Annotated in this window: 17 protein-coding genes; 6 read left to right on the top strand and 11 right to left on the bottom strand. The window is 70.3% G+C overall.

The features are described from left to right. Window positions 1-4 precede the first annotated feature (4 nt). Entirely contained in the window at window positions 5-208 is a 204-nt protein-coding gene (locus KBZ33_RS07915; RefSeq protein ID WP_254952016.1) for a hypothetical protein, read from the top strand. Window positions 209-222: 14 nt separating this feature from the next. On the opposite strand, the gene KBZ33_RS07910 is transcribed toward KBZ33_RS07915, so the two are convergent. From KBZ33_RS07910 to KBZ33_RS07880, 7 genes are all read right to left on the bottom strand, one after another. Then, a complete protein-coding gene (locus tag KBZ33_RS07910; protein ID WP_254952015.1) occupies window positions 223-546 on the bottom strand; it encodes a hypothetical protein in 324 nt (107 codons plus the stop codon). Between the two features lie 34 nt (window positions 547-580). Beyond that, on the bottom strand, window positions 581-2,482 hold the full coding sequence (locus tag KBZ33_RS07905) for a DEAD/DEAH box helicase (protein WP_254952014.1): 1,902 nt from the start codon (window positions 2,480-2,482) through the stop codon (window positions 581-583). Between the two features lie 90 nt (window positions 2,483-2,572). Further along, window positions 2,573-2,947 carry a phosphomannose isomerase type II C-terminal cupin domain gene (locus tag KBZ33_RS07900; protein ID WP_254952012.1) on the bottom strand — a complete coding sequence of 125 codons (375 nt, stop codon included), beginning with the start codon at window positions 2,945-2,947 and terminating at the stop codon, window positions 2,573-2,575. A 354-nt stretch (window positions 2,948-3,301) separates the two neighbouring features. Next, the gene (locus KBZ33_RS07895) at window positions 3,302-4,939 is read right to left on the bottom strand and encodes an ATP-dependent RecD-like DNA helicase (protein WP_254952011.1); all 1,638 of its coding nucleotides are present in this window, start codon (window positions 4,937-4,939) and stop codon (window positions 3,302-3,304) included. Then, complete coding sequence (locus KBZ33_RS07890; RefSeq protein ID WP_254952010.1) at window positions 4,936-8,739, bottom strand: UvrD-helicase domain-containing protein; 3,804 nt, start codon at window positions 8,737-8,739, stop codon at window positions 4,936-4,938. The genes KBZ33_RS07895 and KBZ33_RS07890 overlap by 4 nt, the downstream gene beginning before the upstream one ends. Continuing rightward, on the bottom strand, window positions 8,736-12,044 hold the full coding sequence (locus KBZ33_RS07885; RefSeq protein ID WP_254952008.1) for an exodeoxyribonuclease V subunit gamma: 3,309 nt from the start codon (window positions 12,042-12,044) through the stop codon (window positions 8,736-8,738). Before KBZ33_RS07885 ends, KBZ33_RS07890 begins: the two co-directional genes overlap by 4 nt. Window positions 12,045-12,054: 10 nt before the next feature. After that, entirely contained in the window at window positions 12,055-12,729 is a 675-nt protein-coding gene (locus tag KBZ33_RS07880; protein WP_254952007.1) for a metallophosphoesterase, read from the bottom strand. 123 nt (window positions 12,730-12,852) lie between these two features. On the opposite strand from KBZ33_RS07880, the gene KBZ33_RS07875 reads away from it, so the two are divergent. Continuing rightward, entirely contained in the window at window positions 12,853-13,197 is a 345-nt protein-coding gene (locus KBZ33_RS07875) for a hypothetical protein (RefSeq protein ID WP_254952005.1), read from the top strand. Window positions 13,198-13,209: 12 nt separating this feature from the next. Here the strand turns inward: KBZ33_RS07875 and KBZ33_RS07870 are convergent, their stop codons facing one another. From KBZ33_RS07870 to KBZ33_RS07860, 3 genes are all read right to left on the bottom strand, one after another. Then, a complete protein-coding gene (locus KBZ33_RS07870) occupies window positions 13,210-13,530 on the bottom strand; it encodes an MgPME-cyclase complex family protein (RefSeq protein ID WP_254952004.1) in 321 nt (106 codons plus the stop codon). 13 nt (window positions 13,531-13,543) lie between these two features. Further along, the gene (locus KBZ33_RS07865) at window positions 13,544-14,293 is read right to left on the bottom strand and encodes a pyridoxine 5'-phosphate synthase (RefSeq protein WP_254952002.1); all 750 of its coding nucleotides are present in this window, start codon (window positions 14,291-14,293) and stop codon (window positions 13,544-13,546) included. 121 nt (window positions 14,294-14,414) lie between these two features. Beyond that, complete coding sequence (locus KBZ33_RS07860; RefSeq protein WP_254952001.1) at window positions 14,415-14,552, bottom strand: hypothetical protein; 138 nt, start codon at window positions 14,550-14,552, stop codon at window positions 14,415-14,417. Between KBZ33_RS07860 and KBZ33_RS07855 the strand changes: the two genes are divergently transcribed. From KBZ33_RS07855 to grxD, 4 genes are read left to right on the top strand one after another with little or no spacing between them, the layout of a single operon-like run. Next, window positions 14,539-15,165, top strand: coding sequence for a 1-acyl-sn-glycerol-3-phosphate acyltransferase (locus tag KBZ33_RS07855; protein ID WP_254951999.1), 627 nt, complete (start codon window positions 14,539-14,541; stop codon window positions 15,163-15,165). The two genes, KBZ33_RS07860 and KBZ33_RS07855, sit on opposite strands and share 14 nt — an antisense overlap. Window positions 15,166-15,194: 29 nt before the next feature. After that, window positions 15,195-15,776, top strand: coding sequence for a hypothetical protein (locus tag KBZ33_RS07850; protein ID WP_254951996.1), 582 nt, complete (start codon window positions 15,195-15,197; stop codon window positions 15,774-15,776). 47 nt (window positions 15,777-15,823) lie between these two features. Further along, the gene (locus KBZ33_RS07845) at window positions 15,824-16,057 is read left to right on the top strand and encodes a BolA family protein (RefSeq protein WP_254951994.1); all 234 of its coding nucleotides are present in this window, start codon (window positions 15,824-15,826) and stop codon (window positions 16,055-16,057) included. Window positions 16,058-16,080: 23 nt separating this feature from the next. Next, window positions 16,081-16,404 (top strand): Grx4 family monothiol glutaredoxin, encoded by a 324-nt coding sequence (gene grxD, locus KBZ33_RS07840; protein WP_254951992.1) that lies wholly within the window; start codon window positions 16,081-16,083, stop codon window positions 16,402-16,404. Window positions 16,405-16,427: 23 nt separating this feature from the next. Here grxD and KBZ33_RS07835 read toward each other — a convergent pair whose 3' ends face one another. Next, a complete protein-coding gene (locus KBZ33_RS07835) occupies window positions 16,428-16,694 on the bottom strand; it encodes a DUF6761 family protein (protein ID WP_254951991.1) in 267 nt (88 codons plus the stop codon). Window positions 16,695-16,882: the final 188 nt, after the last annotated feature.

Below are 16,882 nucleotides of genomic sequence, written 5' to 3'. Positions count from 1 at the left end.
TCCCATGAAAACCGCCCCCGTCCCCTGGAGCCTCACCTGGTGTGAGGATGGCGAGCTCGGAACCCAGGATCTCTTCGACCTGCTCCAGGTCCTTGTGGCCAATGAAAGTCACGAGGTCCAGATGTCCCTGATTGCCGCCGTGGAGCAGCTCACGGTCAGTGATCTCCAGGCGATGGCCAGCGAGGAGGTCACCCGGTTGTGTGCCTGAAGTGAAGGCCACGATCAGATCGGGTAGCGCTTCGAGGTGGCGTCCCTGCAGCTGCTGCGGGCGGAGGCGATGCTGCTGCCGCTGGTGATGCGATCGGCCACGCAGCTGCAGGCGTAGTGGGCCATCCCATCGGGAGCCTTCTTGCCGGACTGGGCCAGTTCCGTCTCGAAGGCGGAGAGGCAGAAAGAGCGCACCACCTCAAGGATGGGGCCGGAGGCCGCCTCCACAGGCCCCCCCACCGGCCCGAGAGCTGTCAGGGCCAGCAGGCTGAACCGCAGCCAGCCAAGGCCAGGCAGGACGCGCGGAGATCGCCATCGGGGCCGCTGCTGGGAAGGCATGGGAGGTCGGCGTGGTGAACGCCGGCGAGGGGAATCAGGAGCCCAGTCGGGAAATCTGAAGTTCCTTGTTCATCACCCGCAGGCGACGAAGGTCCGCGAAGACGTCTTCAGGCATGCCCTTGGGCAGGTCGACGGTGCTGTGGGCATCGAAGATGCGGATCTTTCCGATCGAACGACCGGCGAGACCGGATTCATTGGCGATGGCGCCCACAATGTTCCCGGGCTTGACCCGATCGCGCCAGCCCACTTCGATGCGGAACCGCTCCATGTTGTCCTCGGGGCCGTCGTCGTTGCGCTCCTGGTTGCGGTCGTTGAACGGACGGCGTTCGCCGCCCCGCTCCCTGTCGCCACGGTCGCGGTCACGCTCCCTGGTGGGGGCACCGGGACGGGATTGACCCCAGCGCTCCTCTCCCTGGAGCAGCAGGGGCTTGCCGCCCAGCCCCAGCTCCAGGGCGGCCAGGGCCAGCTGGTCGGGGCTGCAGGACTGCTCCTGGGCCACCCGTTGCAGGATCTCGCCCAGCAGGGCCCTTTCCTCCGGACTGCAGACCGGCTGCTGCAGGGCCGTGGTGAGCTTCTGGCGCAGGCGGTCGAGGCGGTGCTGATTGATGCTGGCGTTACCGGGCACCTCCATCGCTTCGATCGGCTGATTCACGGCGCGCTCCATACCCCCGAGGAAGCGACGTTCCCGCGGCGTCAGGAAAAGGATCGCCTCACCATTGCGGCCGGCCCGACCGGTTCGGCCGATGCGGTGCACGTAGGCCTCGCCATCAAAGGGGATGTCGTAATTGATGACCAGGCCGATGCGGTCGACGTCGAGGCCACGAGCGGCCACGTCGGTGGCCACCAGCACGTTGACGCGGCCGTCCCGCAGACGCTCGATGGTGCGCTCCCGTTGGCTCTGGGGCACATCGCCGTTGAGCACCGCCACGTCGTAGCCGTGTTGCTCGAGCGACTCGGCCACCGTGAGGGTGATGGCCTTGGTGCGGGCGAAGATGATCACCCCTTCACTGCCCTCGGCCTCCAGCACCCGTTCGAGCGCCTCGAGTTTCTGGGGGCCGTTCACCACCAGATGTCGCTGGCGGATGCGGCGGCCATCGGCGGCCTTCTGACGAATGGTGACCTCGGCCGGGTCTTTGAGATAGTTCTGAGAGATGCGACGGATCTCTGAGGGCATCGTGGCGGAGAACAGCACCACCTGACGCTCGGCGGGAAGCTGCTCCAGCACCCACTTGACGTCGTCGATGAAGCCCATGCGGAGCATCTCATCGGCCTCGTCCAGCACCAGGCTGCGTAAGCCGGAGAGGTCGAGGGTGCCCTGACGCATGTGATCCATCACCCGGCCAGGGGTGCCGACCACGATCTGCACGCCCCGGCGCAGGTGCTGGATCTGGTCGCGGAAGTCGGCGCCGCCATAGATCGGCAGCACCTTCACGCCCTTCATGCAGGCCGCATAGCTGTTGAAAGCCTCTGCCACCTGCATCGCCAGTTCGCGGGTGGGGGTGAGCACCAGCACCTGGGGGGTGCGCTGGCCGGCATCGAGGCGCTCCAGCAGGGGTAAGCCGAAGGCGGCCGTCTTGCCGGTGCCGGTCTGGGCCTGGCCCACAAGATCGCGGCCGAGCATCAGCTCGGGAATGGCGGCTTTCTGAATCGGGGAAGGTTCCTCAAAGCCAATGGCCGCCAGGCCGTCGAGCAGTTCTCGGCGCAGGCCGAAAGCGGCGAAGGCGCTGACGGGGAGAGCGATTTCCGGCGCGGGAACGGCGTCCCCAAGGTCCGCTACCGGCTCAGCGGACACAACAGTTTCGGTGGTGTCGGTGTTGCTGTCGTCGTCCTGGGAAGCGAGGATGGGCGAGAGAACAATGTCGTCGCAAGGCTGCTCAGTAGCCGCCTGAGAATCGGCGGCACCGGTGAGGGTGCTGCCGTCAATGATCTGGGTCACGGGTTGCTGAAGCCTGGTGAATCCTTCAACGCAGGCCGGCAGTGGACCGTGGGAAATGGGTGCTCTGCACCCGGGCTGCCTTGCCCTTGCTCAAAGGTTGAAATGAGACTTTACCACTCTGCCGTAATCGTCGCTGAAACGCTCGATGTCGTCCTCGCGCAGCTCCGTCCCCCGTTGCACCTCAATGATTTCCAGGTCGGAAGCTGTCGCCGCCGCCCGGTGGACGCCACCGCAGGGTACGAACAGGGTGGCGCCGGGAACGGCGGCGATGCAGGCGCCATCGCACTCGATCACACCCGCCCCAGCCACCACCACCCAGTGCTCGCTGCGGTGGTGGTGGCGCTGAAGACTGAGGCGCTGATCGGGCGTGATCAGGATCCGCTTGACGAGATAGCCGGGGCCTGTCGCCAGGGTTTCAAACCATCCCCAAGGGCGGTGGACGCGTTCGGTGCTGGACGCTGTCAACGGCCGCCGATGGGTGGGGAGTAGTCGGTTGGCAAGAAAGACTGACCGGAACCACCTGGGGCCAGGGTATCCAAAGGGTTGTCCCTGTCGACCTCGGGGCACCTGAGGGAGCGTGTCCGGGGGAGCCGGTCCGATCCTTCGTGACGATGCAAGAGGGCATTCCTCAAGGAGGAATGGAGGGCTCCCTGAAGGGGAGAGATCCCAGCGGTGGAGACTATTGGAGCAGGGGCTCCGGTGCGACCGGCCCGGGGGTACCGCGCCGATGGACGAAGTATGGATCGGGGGTCGAGGCTCGCCTCGAACGGTTCACTTTTCGTAGACATATCACCCCGTATGGCGATGCATGAAGAACGTTTAAGCCGTAGTCCCGGCTCTTGGTTCGTTGTCCCCATCGGTGAGCAGCAGGGCCGCCTGCCGGGCCCGGGTCAGGGCGGTATAGAGCAGGCGGCTATCCCTGGACCCGCCGCTGGGCAGCAACACGATCACTTCCTCGGCTTCGCTGCCCTGGGCCTTGTGCACCGTCAGGGCCAGGGCTGGCTCGGCCGCGCCAGCCAGCTGGCCGGGATGGATCCAGATCGCCTCCCCGTTCCCGTCGCCGAACAGCAGCCGTGCCGACGGCCCCGGCCCGCCGACGAGCAGCCCCACATCCCCGTTGGCCAGGTCCAGTTCCGGCAGGTTGCGGCGGCAGAGCACGGGGGTGCCCACCGGTAGATCCTGCAGATCGCCGTCCAGTTGTCCCCCCAGCAGGGTCCGGTGGATCGCTTCCAGTCCCCAGCGCCCCTGGCGCTGGGGGGCCATCACCAGCAGCCGGTCACGCTCTTCGAGCAACTCCCCGCATCCCTGGGCTTCGCCCGGCCGGCACCGTCCCGCCAGCCGTGCCAGGGAGGCCTGGTGACGAAGCAACCGCTCCAGAAGCTCCGCTGGCAGGGTCCGAGGGGAGCAGGGACGCCAGCGCAGGTTGTCGGTGGCCTTCAGGGCCTGCAGCAGCGGCCGGATGGCGGTGAGTGGGTCGGTGGAACTGGGGCTGGTGGCCAGACCCTGGCGCAGGGTGCTGGCCATCGCGGCAATGGCGCCGGCGTTGCGGTAACTGGTGGTCAGGGTGATGGCGGCGGCCCCGAGCTGATGACGGCGGTCGGGCCGTTGCAGCTCCAGGAGCACGGCCCCCGGCGCGATCGGGGGCAGCTGGGCCGGGTCGCCCACCAGCACCAGTCGGCAGGTGGCGGGCAGGGCCTCCAGCAGGGCGGCCATCAGTCCCAAGTCCAGCATCGACACCTCATCCACCACCAGCAGGTCGAGCGCGAGGGGGCGGCCGCGGTGGCGACCAAAACGGTCGCCGCGGCTCTCCAGCAGCCGATGCAGGGTCGTGCAGGGGAGAGTGCCCCCGGTGGCGGCCCGCAGGCGGCCCGCCGCCTTGCCGGTAGGTGCCGCCAGATGGAGGCGGCCCCCGGGCTCTTGGGCCCGGAGCGCCGCGATCATGGCGGCCACCGTGCTGGTCTTGCCGGTGCCGGGGCCTCCCTCCAGCAGCACCAGCCCGTGGCTCAGCACCGCGGCCACCGCCTGCCGCTGGCGCCCATCGAGGTCGGCGAATTCGGGGAGGTCACGGACCCCAGGCACCGCAGCCGAAGCCGGCCGCTCCAGGGTTCCCGCACGGCCGACCAGGGCGTCGATCACCGCCTGCCGCTGCCGCTGCCAGCGACGCCACTGCAACCGCCCGTCCTCCAGGGCCAGGGGGCCGTCCGGATCCCCGCAGAGGGGACTGTTGGCCAAGGCGCTGCGGTGCTCTTCGGGCCAGAACGCTTCGCTCACCTCGGCCGGTGGCGGCCCGTTCAGCTCCAGCTCCAGTTCCCCCCGCCCCAGGGCTGCGGTGAGGGCGTTGATCACCTCGCTGATCAAGGGATCGCAGGGAGTGCCGTAAAGACGCGGCAGGGCTTCGGCCAGGCTGGGGCCAAGGGCCGCCACCCAGGGCAGGGGGGTCTGGATGGGGTCCTTCATGGCGACCCCTCCTCGAAGCCTTCCGCGGCGTGGCCGCCCAAAGCCCTATCGAGGGCGAGGACCCTGGCCAGGGGCGGTCGTTCCACGAACAGGCCCGGCACAGCCCCGGGCAGGGCCTGCGCCCCCGTTTCCCCGGGGGCGCCGCGCAGGAAGACGTAGGCGTAGCCCCCCAGATGGCGCTCCGGGGCATAGCCCGGCAGGCGCCAGCCCAGGTAGCGGTGCAGGGCCACCAGATAGAGGTGGGCCTGGAGGGGGTAGTGGCTGTGGGCCATCAGGGCGGCCATCGCCTCCTGGCCGTAGTGGCGCGGACCGCAGGCCAGAGGCCGGCCTTCGCTGTCCCGCCGTCCCAGCCAGTTGCTCTTCCAGTCGGCCACCCACCAGCGCTCCTGTCCGTCGGCCCCGGTGGCTGTGAAGATCAGATCGATCGAACCGGTGAGGAAGCCGCGGCTGGCCACCGGCAGGCTGGCCACGGTGGCGGCATAGGCGGCCCCGAAGGCGCCGCCGGGGTGGTCGGCGAAGGCCGACGCCAGGCCCGCGGCCCTGGCGAAGCCGAGGGTGAGATCGAAGTTCATCTCGTTCAGCCGGCGCTCCGGTCCCAGGTCGGCCACCCGCAGGCACCCCAGCTCGGTGCCGAAGGGGGTGAGGCGCACCAGCTCCAGTCCCTGCAGCAGCGGTTCCAGGGGCTCCGCCCCAAGACCGGCTCTTCGCAGCTCCCGCTCCACCAGCTCGCGGTTGGCCGCCGCGTCGATGGGACGGCGGTAGTCCAGTTGCTCCAGCATCCGGTGCAGGCAGTCGCCGGCGGCCGCACCGCGGGCGAAGCCGGCCAGGGGGCCCTGCTCGGGCCACTGGTCGGCCCCAGCCTCCGCTGCCTCGTCGCTGGGGCTGGGATCGCTGGTGTCCCGGCCTTCGTCGAGGGCCGCCACCGACGGCGGGGCGCCATGGGCGGCACGGGTCCAGGCGGTGTAACTGCTGCGGCCCCAATTGGTGTCCAGGTGGCGCAGGGGAACAGGGCCGCAGCGAAGCGCGGCGATCGCCTCCGGGGGCTGCGCACGGCTCCGACGGGCTGGGCGATCTCCGGGCGGCGGCTGCAGATCGACGCCCAGGGCCCGCCGGTCGATTTCCGCCAGCAGAAGCGCCTGCCAGTCCCCGTCGCCCCGAGCCGCGAGGGAGGCCTCGTCATCGGGATCGGGCAGGGGCTCGCCGGGGAACAGCCAGGGGAACAGGGGGTTGGCCTGCTGCCCCTTCGCCGGCGCCCAGGCGAGCACCAGCAGGTGCTGGGCGCGGGTGACGGCCACGTAGGCCAGGCGCTCCCGCTCGGCCCGTTCGGCCTGGCGCTGTTGGCGGAGTGCTTGCCATCCCTGGCCCCAGCCCGGACGCCGATGCAGGTCAAGGCGGGACTCGGCACTGCCGGGGGGCTGCCAGCGGATTCCCAGCCGATGCCGGCCCGCCGAAGCGGTGCCGGCCGCTTCCCAGAGATAGGGGCAGACCACCACGGGAAACTCCAGGCCCTTGCTGCGGTGCACTGTGATCACAGTCACCGCCTCATCCACCTTGTCGCTGTGGGCCTGGTGGGATTCCGGGATGGTTCCGGTGGCCCGGCTCTGGTCCAGCCGCAGGCGGCGCAGCCAATCGGCGGCGGCCACCAGCGCCAGCCGCTCCCCATGCAGCCGTTCCTGCAGCAGTTCGGCCACCTGCTGCAGATCCGCCAGCAACCGGCCGCCGACACTCAGTCGGGCCAGACCTTCGCCGTCCAGCAGCTGGGAGAGCACCCCGAGCGGTCCCTGATGGGGCAGATCCCGGGCCAGGCCCTGAAGCCGTCCGGCCAGCTCGCTCCAGTCGCCCGGTTCGGCGGCGGTGATCTGCCGGGCCGACCAGCCAAGCAAGGGGGAGGCGGCCAGCAGCCGCAGGCGGTTGGGATCGGCCGGATCGGCGAGGGCATCGAGCAGGCGCTGCAAGGCGGTGGCCGCCGGGCTGGCGAACACATCGGCTTTGCTCACCAACCGGCTGGCGATGCCCCGCCGCTCCAGGGCGCTGCGTTGCTCTTCCGCCTGCTGGTGGTTATGAACCAGCAGGGCGATGTCGCCGGCACAAAGGCGGCGGGGGGGCTGGCCGTCGCCCGCCACCAGGGCGGGGGCCTGCTCCAGCAACTCCGCAACGGCGCCAGCCACCAGGTCGGGCAGCCGGCTCTCCAGCGCACTCTTGCTCGGCAGGGGCTCCCCGGCCGTCCGCTCGCCCCCCAGCCAGAGCAGGCGCACCGGGGCCAGGCCGTCGGGCCCGCGGCGCCGGGATCGGGCCTCCACCGGCGGCACCGGCAGGAGGGAGCGGGGCAGGCCCGCCGGGGCCATCAGCTTGTTGAGACTGTCGATCAGCGCCGGGCTGGAGCGCCGGTTCTCCTGAAGGGCGAGCACCCGCGCGGCGCTGCGTCGTGCCCGCCGATACGTGTCCAGGTCGCCGCCACGGAAGCGGTAGATGGCCTGCTTCGGATCGCCCACCATCACCAGCAGATGGGCGTCATCCGCGAAGGCCAGCCGCAGGATCCGCCACTGGACGGGGTCGGTGTCCTGGAATTCGTCGATCAGGGCGGCCCGGTAGCGCTCCCCCACCGCCCGCAGCAAAGGGGTGGGGGCCGTGGCGTCCGGGCCGGGGTCGAGCCCCTCGAGCAGCTGGGCGAAACCGATGCTGCCGCTGCGCGCCCGACGCCGGCCCAGCTCGGCCCGTCCCCAGTGGCAGCCGTGCAGCAGCAACGCCTCGGCCGGTCCGTCCCGCAGGGCGGCCACCGCCTCCAGCAGGTCGGGGCAGGGCAGCCGGATCTCCCGCTCCGGGCCTTCCACCGTTCTGGCCACCTTGCAGAACGGGTGGGGGTGGAAGTACTCCCCCAGCTCCTTTTCGGCACAGACCGCGGCGTAGCTGCCGGTGTCGTCCTGGCCGGCGAGCCAGGCCTCGACCCGCCCGCAGTGATCGGTCTTGGGCTTGGCGGCATACGGCGTGATGCTTTTGGCGCCGGAGGCGCGCCAGTCGCCGGCGGCGTCCCTGAAGGCCTGCTCCAGGGCTTGCCCCTGGGCCGCCCAGGCCTGCTTGAAGCGCCTCCACGGCTGGTGCCAGAGCGTCTCCAGTTGCTCCAACAGCGGCCGTTCCAGGCTCAGGCCCTGCGGCAGGGGGGCGAGGACCAGGCCGGGATCCCCATCGAGCAGCTGCAACAGCCGCTCCAGGTCCTCCAGGCCGGCGCTCGCCGCCAGCCCTTCCACCAGATGCAGGGGAAGGGCCAGCACCTGCTGCTGCCAGTAGTCGTGGGCGACCTGGCGGACCAGTTCAGCGGCGTCGGTCTCCAGCGTCAGGTCGGGCGGCCGGGCGGCCTCCATGGCCTGGCGCCGCAGCGTGCGCTGACAGAAGCCATGGATGGTCGTGATGTCGGCGGCGTCGAGCTCTTCGAGGGCCAGCAGCAGCAGGCCCTGCACCGTGCCGCGGGCCCCGGCCTCGCCCGGCTGGCGCTCCAGCCATTGCGCCAGCACGGGGTCGGGCGCCCGCCAGCCGGCGGGGGGCTGGAGGCCGGTGAGGGCCTCCTGGATCCGACGGCCGATGCGATCGCGCAGTTCCGCCGCCGCGGCGTTGGTGTAGGTCACCACCAGCAGCTGCCGCAGCCCCAGCCGTCGCTCCGCCAGGAGACGCAGCACCAGGTGGGCCAGGGCGAAGGTCTTGCCGGTGCCGGCGCTGGCCTCCAGCAGCATCACGCCGTCGTCGAGGCGGACGGCATTGGGATCAAAGCTTTCGGGGGGTGTGGCCTCGGAGGCTCTGGCGGTCATGGCTCTGTCTCCGCCGCCAGCAGGGGGGAGAACAGGGCGTCGGCCAGGTCCAGCACCTCCGGCGTCAGCAGGGCGTCCGCCGGTAGGCGGGCGCCGAAGCAGGCCTCCATCTCGGCCCGTTCCCGCTCGCCGCTGTGGAAACCGGAACCCTCCCAGGTGCTGGCGGCCTTGAGCCGCCCCTGGCCCGGTCGCTTGCGCTCGCCCACCGCGAAGCTCCAGCCCGTTTCCGGGGGCACCGGCCAGCCACGGCGGCGCCAGTCGCGCTGCAGGCCGGCCAGCCGTTGGAGTTCGTCGCGGGCCGCCTCGGGCGTCGGCGCCTTGAGCTCCAGGGCCGGGGCGAAGACGTCGCCGTCGCGGGCGATCAGAACCCCCCGGGCCGGGCCGCCTGCTGTCGAGGGGGCCCCGGCCGCGGCGGCCGCGAGCAACAGCTGCAGCCACAGCCCCAGCCGGTGGCTGACACGGGCCTGGGCCGTGTGGACCAGCACGACCGTCTCGCCGCGCCAGGGGACCGGGGCTTGCCAGGGGCCCCAAAGGTGGCTGACCTGCCGCGGCGGGCCGAGGTGCTCGAGGGCCGCCGCCAGGCTCGACCAGCGCCGTTGCAGGAGGACCGCTTCCAGATCAGCCGCGGCCCCGGGGGGCAGCACACCTTCCCCGCGGTGCCAGGCGAGCCAGTCGTTAGCCGTGCCTGGGTCCCCGCCACTGGGGTCGCCGTCGCTGCGCTGCAGCCTGCCCCGCAGCAGGGTGGAACGCTCCCGCTCCCCCAGGCACAGGGCCTCGAGGTCGTCGATGCGCTTCTCCCATTCACCGGGGCGCAGGCCCAGGGATTGGAGCCAGTGCGCCTGGGGGGCCGCCAGCCAGTGCCGCAGGTCGTTGAAAGCGTCGCTGGCGGTGAGAGTGTCGGTGGCTGTGGTGCTTTCCTCCGGGCTCGGCCCCGCCAGCAATGGCGCTGTTGGCGGCGGTGGATTGCCTCTCAGGAGGCGCACCGCTTGCAACAGCCTGCGGTCGCAGCTGGAGGGCTCCCGGCCTGCGGCGGGCAGGAAGTTGCGCCGATCGAGGGGGTTGGCCGCGTGCTCCACCTGCAGGCGTCCCATGGCCTCGGGGTCCAGCTGGCCGGCCAGCCACTGCAGCCAATGGCCCACAGGACCGGAGGGGGGCAGGGCGGCGCCGGTCCGGTCGTCGCGGCAGCTCCAGCTGAGCAGCAGGTGGTCCCGGGCGGAGAGCAGGGCCTCCATCAGCACGTAGCGGTCCTGGTCGGCGGGATGGGGGTCGCCGAGCTGGCGCTGGCCCTCCATCAGGTGGAAGGCGGGACGGTCGCCCGGCCGGGGAAACAGGCCCGCCTCCAGCCCCATGAGCACGATCACCCGGTAGGGGATGGCCCGCATCGGTTCGAGGGCACTGATCGTCAGGGCGCCGCTGCGATGGCCGAAGCGGCCGCTGTCGGCCCCAAGCAGCTCCCGCAGCACGGCCGCCGCCACCGGGGCTTCCAGGCCCAGCGGACAGTGGCCGGCGGCGGTATGCCAGGCGTCGATCGCTGCCATCAGGGCCGGCAGTTCGCCGGCGGCCTCGCCCCCGTCACCGAAGAGGTCGTCGATCAGCCGCCGCAGCCGTTCCACCCAGATGGTCACAGCACCGCCGCGGCGCAGCTCCCCCAGCCAGTGGCGCAGTCGGCCGAGCAGATGCAGCCAGCGGCCGGTCAGCTCCAGGGGCACGCCCCCCTCCCAGGGGGCCGTCTCCCCCGGCGCCAGGCCCGCTCCGGCGGGCAGCACCAGGCCGAGCAGCAGCCGGTCGATGGCCCAGGCCAGGCTGTGGCACGCACCGTCCTTCTCCTCACCGTCGAGGCCCCAGCGGAAGCCCGCCTCCTGCAACGCCTCGACCAGGCGGGCCGCCTCCCTGGCCTCGAGGTCGAAACGGCCCAGCAGGGGGCCGCAACCCAGCAGGGTTTCCAGACCGGAGGCGGTGAGGCGGGTGCCGGCCAGCTCCAGGAGCTGAAGCAACGTGCTGCCGAGACCGGCCCCCTCGTCCTGGCTGCGGTCGGTCAGTCGCCAGGGGAGTTCCACCCCCGTGGCGCCGCCATCGCCGAAGACCGAGGCCACCAAGGGGGCGAAGCCGTTGATGTCCGGTGTCATCACCAGGATGTCGCGTGGTTCGAGGCTGGGGTCGGCTGCCAGCAGTTGCAGCAGGCGGTCGCGCACGATCTGCACCTGGCGCAGCCGGCCGGGGCAGGCATGGAACTCCAGAGAGCGATCCTGGGGATCCAGCTCCAGGGCCGGAATCCGGCTGGCATCGGCCAGCTGCTCCTGCAGCTGGGCCAGCAAGGGGGCAGGGCCGTCGCCGCTGGCCGCAGCGAAGAAGAGGTCCTTCTCCTGCTCCTCCCCCAGCTGGGCCTCGCCAGTGCCCTCCAGCAGCTGCTGGAACTCCCCTCCCAGGCGGCCGAAGCGGGCCTCCAGGCCCGGGGCCTGCAGCAGCCAGGCGGCCTCGAACGGCTGATACAGGGCCAGGGCATCACTGAGCTGGCGGCGACGCTCGCCGCAGCGTTGCCAGAGATCCCGGCAGGGGGTGAGCAGGTAGAGGTCCACCGGCCGATGCAGGCTCAGGGCCTGAAGCAGCTGCACCTGGATCGGGGCCATGCTGCTGAGGCCGAACAGGCGCAGGGGGGTGCCGCGCGCCTCCTCGGAGAGCTCGCCGCGGCGCAGCTTCCCGATCAGCTCCTGCACCCGGCGCCCGAACGGTTCGTGGCCCAGCTCCTGCAGCAAGGAGCGATAGAGCAGGGGCTGCCAGCGCTGGTTCTCCGGCAGGGGCCCGCCGCTGGCATCGATCGCCTTGCCGGCCCCCCAGGCGCCCAGCAGCTCGGGTCTGTAGAGGGCGTAGTCATCGAAGGCATCGGCGATGGCGCGAGCGAGCTGCCAGTGGCCCAGTTCCAGTTGGTCGCCGCCGCCTCTCTCGGCCAGCCAATGACGCAGCGGCCCCCCCTCCCCTGCGGCGGCCACGGCTGGCAGCAGACCGAGCAGGGGCCAGACCAGCTGGTCGGCGCGCCAGGGATCGGCATTGCTTTCAGCTGACCCTTCCGCTGGAGCCAGCAGCTGCTCCACCAGCTGGCGCAGATGGCTGCCCGGGAAGGGAAAGCGCAGGTTGGCGGCGATGCCGCCCAGGTGCTCCGCCAGTTGCTCCCCGAGCCAGCGGCTGGTGGGCCAGGTGTTGACCACCACCTGCACCTGCTCGAAGGGATCGGGGGGCTGCAAGCGCAGCTGGGTGGCCAGCACCCTGGCCAGCAGCTCCGCCCGGTTGCTGCGAAAGACCGTCAGCACGGGGACGGGCTCAGAGGACGCAGCTCAGGGCTGAGCCATGCACGACGGCTGGCAAGGATCTGCCTGCCGGAGGCAGACCGCTGACCCGTCGTGTCTGCCGGGTTTCGGGGCAGTAGGCGGTGAGGTCACCGCCGTAGCAGGCGCCGGTGTCGAGCAGGACGATCGATCCCAGCCGCCGCAGGCCGGGCCCGGGGGTATGGCCGACGATCACCTCGCCGAAGCGGTCGTCATAGGCTTGCCAGAAGGCCAGCCGCACGTTGAGATCGGGCTGCCAGGTGCGGGGGTCGAAGCCGGCATGGGTGGCCACCCAGCCCCGACCCCAGTAGGCCAGGGGCAGCTGGTCGAGCCGGTCGCGCCAGAGGCGGCAGCGGGCCGCTCCGAGCTGGCGGTAGGTGTCGTTACCGTTCAGTTCCGGGTGGCTGGAGGACGCCAGGCCCAGGTCGAGCCGGCTGACCAGGTCCCGTTCATGGTTCCCCTTGAGCCATACCGCCCGACCGCGGCGTACCAGGTCCCAGACCAGCTCCATGGCGGCCTCGATGCGGGAGCCACGGTTGATCACGTCGCCGCAGAACACCAGCCGGTCGCCTGGGGGCAGCTGGGCCAACAGCCATTGCAGAGCTTCTGCGCAGCCATGGACATCCCCGATCACCCAGTGGTGCGGTGAGCGTGGCTCCGGGAAGGTCATCAAAAAAGAAGCTTCGTCCTGAGTCTTGCCCTTGACGGGGGTTTCTGTCACCCCCCGCCGGCGCCGGCAGGGCTCCAGCGCTGATACGGTGCGGCCGCGGTGCACCCCAGGAGGTAACGGGCGATGGATCTGAAGGATCTGCCGGTCACCCAGCGCGTCAACGCCCTGGTGAAGGCCCTGGACGGGGCCAAACGCACCAACGAGTCCTTGGCCCGCTGTAGGGATGGCGAGGAAATGCTGGATGTGCTGCTCGATGCCTCCTCCCGGCTGGGACTGGGCCTGACCCGCTGGGAGCTGGAGAACACCCCGCCGATCCGGGACTGGGTCTGGTGGAAGAACAAGGAAGCGCCCCTGACCATCGGCGACAGCAAGCCCCGCTACCAGCAGGATGGCGGCCAGGGCAAGCCCCGCCCTTCAAGCCCAAGCGAAGACCAGACGCCCCGGCGGCGCTTCCTGGGCCTGTTCTGAGGGCCGTTTTGATCAGGTCATGGTGGCCAGTGCATCGGGGATGGCGTGGCTCGGGGCCTCGAAGCTCCCTTGGGCTACGAACTCCAGGCGCAGCTTCATGAAGGTGATGAACTTCTCGTCGGTGGATACCACCGCCGCCGCGGGTCGGGGCACGGAGGCCACCGTGGCGGCCAGTTCGGGCGCTTCCAGGAAGGCGGGACGTTCCAGGAGCCAGAAGTCGATGGTCTTGTCCTTCTCGGCGTAGTGGCGCACGCGTTCGCGCAGCACCTCCTCCAGGGGTTCCTCCTCAAGCAGGAAGGCGCGGCTGGCGGCGACGAAGTGGAAGCGGGTCATGGCGGTGGGGGCCTCAGGGCTGGCGGTCGCCGAACAGCGGGTCGCGGCGGGGATTCTGCACCAGCGCCCGCATCTGCCGCACCGCTTCTTCGAGGCCGACCGCCAGGGCACGGGTCACGATCGTGTGGCCGATGTTGAGCTCCTCCATGGCCTCGATCGCTGCGATTGGCTCGACGTTGTGATACGTCAGGCCATGGCCGGCGTTCACCCGCAGGCCGAGGCCCCGGGCGATGGCGGTGGCTTCAGTGATTCGGGCCAGCTGGAACGGCTGCTGCTCCCAGGCGGCCTCCGCATAGGTGCCGGTGTGGAGCTCCACCCAGCGGGCCCCGCAGTCCCGGCAGGCCTCCATCTGGGCGTCGTCGGGGTCGACGAACAGGCTGACGCCGATCCCCGCCCCCATCAGGCGCCCCACCAGGGGAGCGAGGCTCTCCACTTGTCCGGCCACGTCCAGGCCGCCCTCGGTGGTCACCTCTTCGCGCCGTTCCGGCACCAGGGTCACCATGTCGGGGCGGACCCGCAGGGCGATCGCCTCCATCTCCGCGGTGGCGGCCATCTCCAGGTTGAGACGGGTGCGCACGGTGGCCCGGAGCAGCTCCACGTCCCTGTCCTGGATGTGGCGTCGGTCCTCCCGCAGGTGCACGGTGATGCCGTCGGCGCCGCCCAGCTCGGCCAGCAGGGCGAAGCGCACCGGATCAGGTTCCACGGTGCGGCGGGCCTGCCGCACGTTGGCGATGTGGTCGATGTTGACCCCGAGGCTGGCCATGGGCGGCTGGTGGCTGAAGCGATCCTGACCGAACCGTATCGGTCGTCGGGGCCGCGGCCGCAGGCCCAACTGCCAGCCTCGGCCCTGCAGCGGGGGGATCGAGCCCTTAGCGTCCATTTCGTTATTCCGCCGGATCAAGAGTGTTGGCGGCGCAGACGCCCCCCGGATCAGGCCTCTCCGCTGCGATCAGCTCGCGGGAGAGTTCGCTCTGCAACGGCATCAGCCCCTGGCTGTCGCCGCTGGCGATGGTGGTCACCATCGACGTGGTTCTCAAGGGCTATTTCGCTGAGCTCAAGCTGCTGGATCGGCAGAATCTGCCCACTGAAGGGGCCGTGCTGCTGGCTCCCACCCACCGGGCCCGCTGGGATGCCCTGATGCTGCCCTGGGCCGCCGGCCGCCGCATCACCGGTCGCGACTGCCGCTTCATGGTGACGGCGGACGAAATGAAGGGACTGCAGGGGTGGTTCCTGCACCGCCTCGGCTGTTTCCCGGTCGATCAGGGCCGCCCCACCCTGACCAGCCTGCGGTTCTCCGTGGAGTTGCTGGCCGCAGGCCAGCAACTGGTGGTGTTTCCGGAGGGTCGCATCCGCCGGGAGGATGGGCCCATCCGTGTGCAACAGGGGCTGGCACGCCTGGCTCTGCTGGCCGCCAGCCAGGGTGTGGAGGTGCCGGTGGTGCCGGTGGGCATCGCCTACGGCCACGCCGACCCCCGCTACGGCGATGAAGCCGCCCTTTGTTTCGGCCCGCCCTTGCTGGCAGCGGGGCAGGGTCGCCAGGCGGCCCTGGCTTTCTGCGCCCAGCTCGCCGCCGCGATGGAGTCGGCCGAGCAAGCGGCCCGCGCCGCGGTGGGACGTCCGATCGGGTCCCCGTAAAGTTCGGCCGTTACCCGTCAGGCGTCGACGTGATCAGGCCTTCCGCCATCGTTTCCCTTCGATCCGCTCGGCCATCGGGCTTCGCCGGGGTCTGCGGAGGGGCCCTGGCCCTGGCCCTGCTCGCCCTGGCCCAACCGTTGCTCCAGCCGGTGGCCCGGGCCCAGGACACCCCCCAGACCGTGCAGCCCGCCGGCACCGACCTCAACCTGTCCTCGGTGAAAACCTTGCTCGCCAGGGGTGACGCGGCGGTGGCCAGCGGCAACCTGGCCGAGGGGCGGCGCCTCTACGACCTGGCCCGGGATGCCAGCCGGCGTCTGCTCGGCTTCTACCGCGATCTGAGCGGCTCCTTCCGCGGCCTCGATGCCCGTATCCCGCGGGAGATGGATGACAAGGGGCGGGAGGCCCTGACGCTGCTGGCCGAGACCAACCTGAGGTTGGCGGCCCTGTTCCGCCGCCAGAACCAGCCGGAGGTGGCCATTCCCCTGTTGGTGGAAGTGGTCAAGATCATGACCCCCACCAACGAAGGCGGGCGCAAGGCTTACCAGCAACTGGTGGAACTGGGTTTTGTTGTCACTCCCTACACCGCACCGGGATCGGCCGCCGGCGGCTGATCGTCCTTAGATTCCAGCTGCCCATCACCCCCCAGATCCCCGCCGCCATGGTGCAACCGGAGCAGGTCAAGGACGCCATCCGCCGCGCGCTTCCCGATGCTGCCGTGGAGGTGGAGGATCTCACCGGTGGTGGTGACCACCTCCAGGTCAAGGTGGTGTCCGGCGCCTTTGCCGGGCTCAACCGGGTGCGGCAGCACCAGCTCGTCTACGGCGCCCTGCGCAGCGAACTGGCCAGTGAGGCCATCCATGCCTTGGCGGTCCAGACCTCCCTCCCTTCCTGAATCCCTTTTCCGATTTCCTCACCATGGATGCCAGCACCCGTCAACGCATCGACGACCTGATCACGACCGCCCCCGTGGTCGTCTTCATGAAGGGCAACAAGCTGATGCCGCAGTGTGGGTTCTCCAACAATGTGGTCCAGATCCTGCAGTCACTCGGTGTGGCATTCGAGACGTTTGACGTGCTCTCCGACATGGAGATCCGCCAGGGAATCAAGGAATTCTCCGACTGGCCCACCATCCCCCAGGTGTACGTGAAAGGGGAGTTTCTCGGCGGCTCCGACATCCTGATCGAGATGTACAACAGCGGCGAACTGCGCGAGAAGCTTGAAGTGGCCTTGGCTTCTTAGCCCAGCCTTGCCCCACGGTCCACTCAGTAGCGGCTTGTTTCCATGAGCAGCTTGGGTTGGCCGTCGGGCCCCATGAAGCTGGACGGGTCCTGGATCCAGCGGTCGATCAGTTCCTCGAGCCGCCTCTGGGAGTGGTGGTCGAGCACGGCCGTCCGCCGCAGCGCGTGCAGGTAGCCGTCCGCATAGAGGCGCAGCTCGGAGGGTCCGTGATGACGATCGGACAGGTCCTGGCAGGCATCGCACAGGGACTGGAAGTGGCGGATCGCGTCGGGATGTTGGAGTGCTGTCATGGCTGGGGTCGGGCCCCTGGCGTCATTGAGGCGGCGAAAGCCGGCAGATGGCTCCATCCTGCCGTGCCGCGACCGCCTTCCGGGAGCAGACAGTTGACAAGGCATCGCCCGTCACCGGCGTCCACGCACATTTCCAGTTAGCGTTGACACACTCAGTCGGCTGCCGGCACTTCCGCTTCTGATTTCAT

The sequence above is a fragment of the Cyanobium sp. Cruz-8D1 genome, assembly GCF_024345975.1.
Taxonomy (GTDB): Bacteria; Cyanobacteriota; Cyanobacteriia; order PCC-6307; family Cyanobiaceae; genus Cyanobium.
This window is presented reverse-complemented; position numbering and strand designations above follow the sequence as displayed.

Bases quoted from the DNA above. Each gene is read 5' to 3' on its own strand.
- KBZ33_RS07915 (WP_254952016.1), top strand. From the start codon at position 5: ATGAAAACCGCCCCCGTCCCCTGGAGCCTCACCTGGTGTGAGGATGGC.
- KBZ33_RS07910 (WP_254952015.1), bottom strand. From the start codon at position 546: ATGCCTTCCCAGCAGCGGCCCCGATGGCGATCTCCGCGCGTCCTGCCT.
- KBZ33_RS07895 (WP_254952011.1), bottom strand. From the start codon at position 4,939: ATGAAGGACCCCATCCAGACCCCCCTGCCCTGGGTGGCGGCCCTTGGC.
- KBZ33_RS07890 (WP_254952010.1), bottom strand. From the start codon at position 8,739: ATGACCGCCAGAGCCTCCGAGGCCACACCCCCCGAAAGCTTTGATCCC.
- KBZ33_RS07880 (WP_254952007.1), bottom strand. From the start codon at position 12,729: ATGACCTTCCCGGAGCCACGCTCACCGCACCACTGGGTGATCGGGGAT.
- KBZ33_RS07875 (WP_254952005.1), top strand. From the start codon at position 12,853: ATGGATCTGAAGGATCTGCCGGTCACCCAGCGCGTCAACGCCCTGGTG.
- KBZ33_RS07870 (WP_254952004.1), bottom strand. From the start codon at position 13,530: ATGACCCGCTTCCACTTCGTCGCCGCCAGCCGCGCCTTCCTGCTTGAG.
- KBZ33_RS07865 (WP_254952002.1), bottom strand. From the start codon at position 14,293: ATGGCCAGCCTCGGGGTCAACATCGACCACATCGCCAACGTGCGGCAG.
- KBZ33_RS07855 (WP_254951999.1), top strand. From the start codon at position 14,539: ATGGTGGTCACCATCGACGTGGTTCTCAAGGGCTATTTCGCTGAGCTC.
- KBZ33_RS07860 (WP_254952001.1), bottom strand. From the start codon at position 14,552: ATGGTGACCACCATCGCCAGCGGCGACAGCCAGGGGCTGATGCCGTTG.
- KBZ33_RS07845 (WP_254951994.1), top strand. From the start codon at position 15,824: ATGGTGCAACCGGAGCAGGTCAAGGACGCCATCCGCCGCGCGCTTCCC.
- grxD (WP_254951992.1), top strand. From the start codon at position 16,081: ATGGATGCCAGCACCCGTCAACGCATCGACGACCTGATCACGACCGCC.
- KBZ33_RS07835 (WP_254951991.1), bottom strand. From the start codon at position 16,694: ATGACAGCACTCCAACATCCCGACGCGATCCGCCACTTCCAGTCCCTG.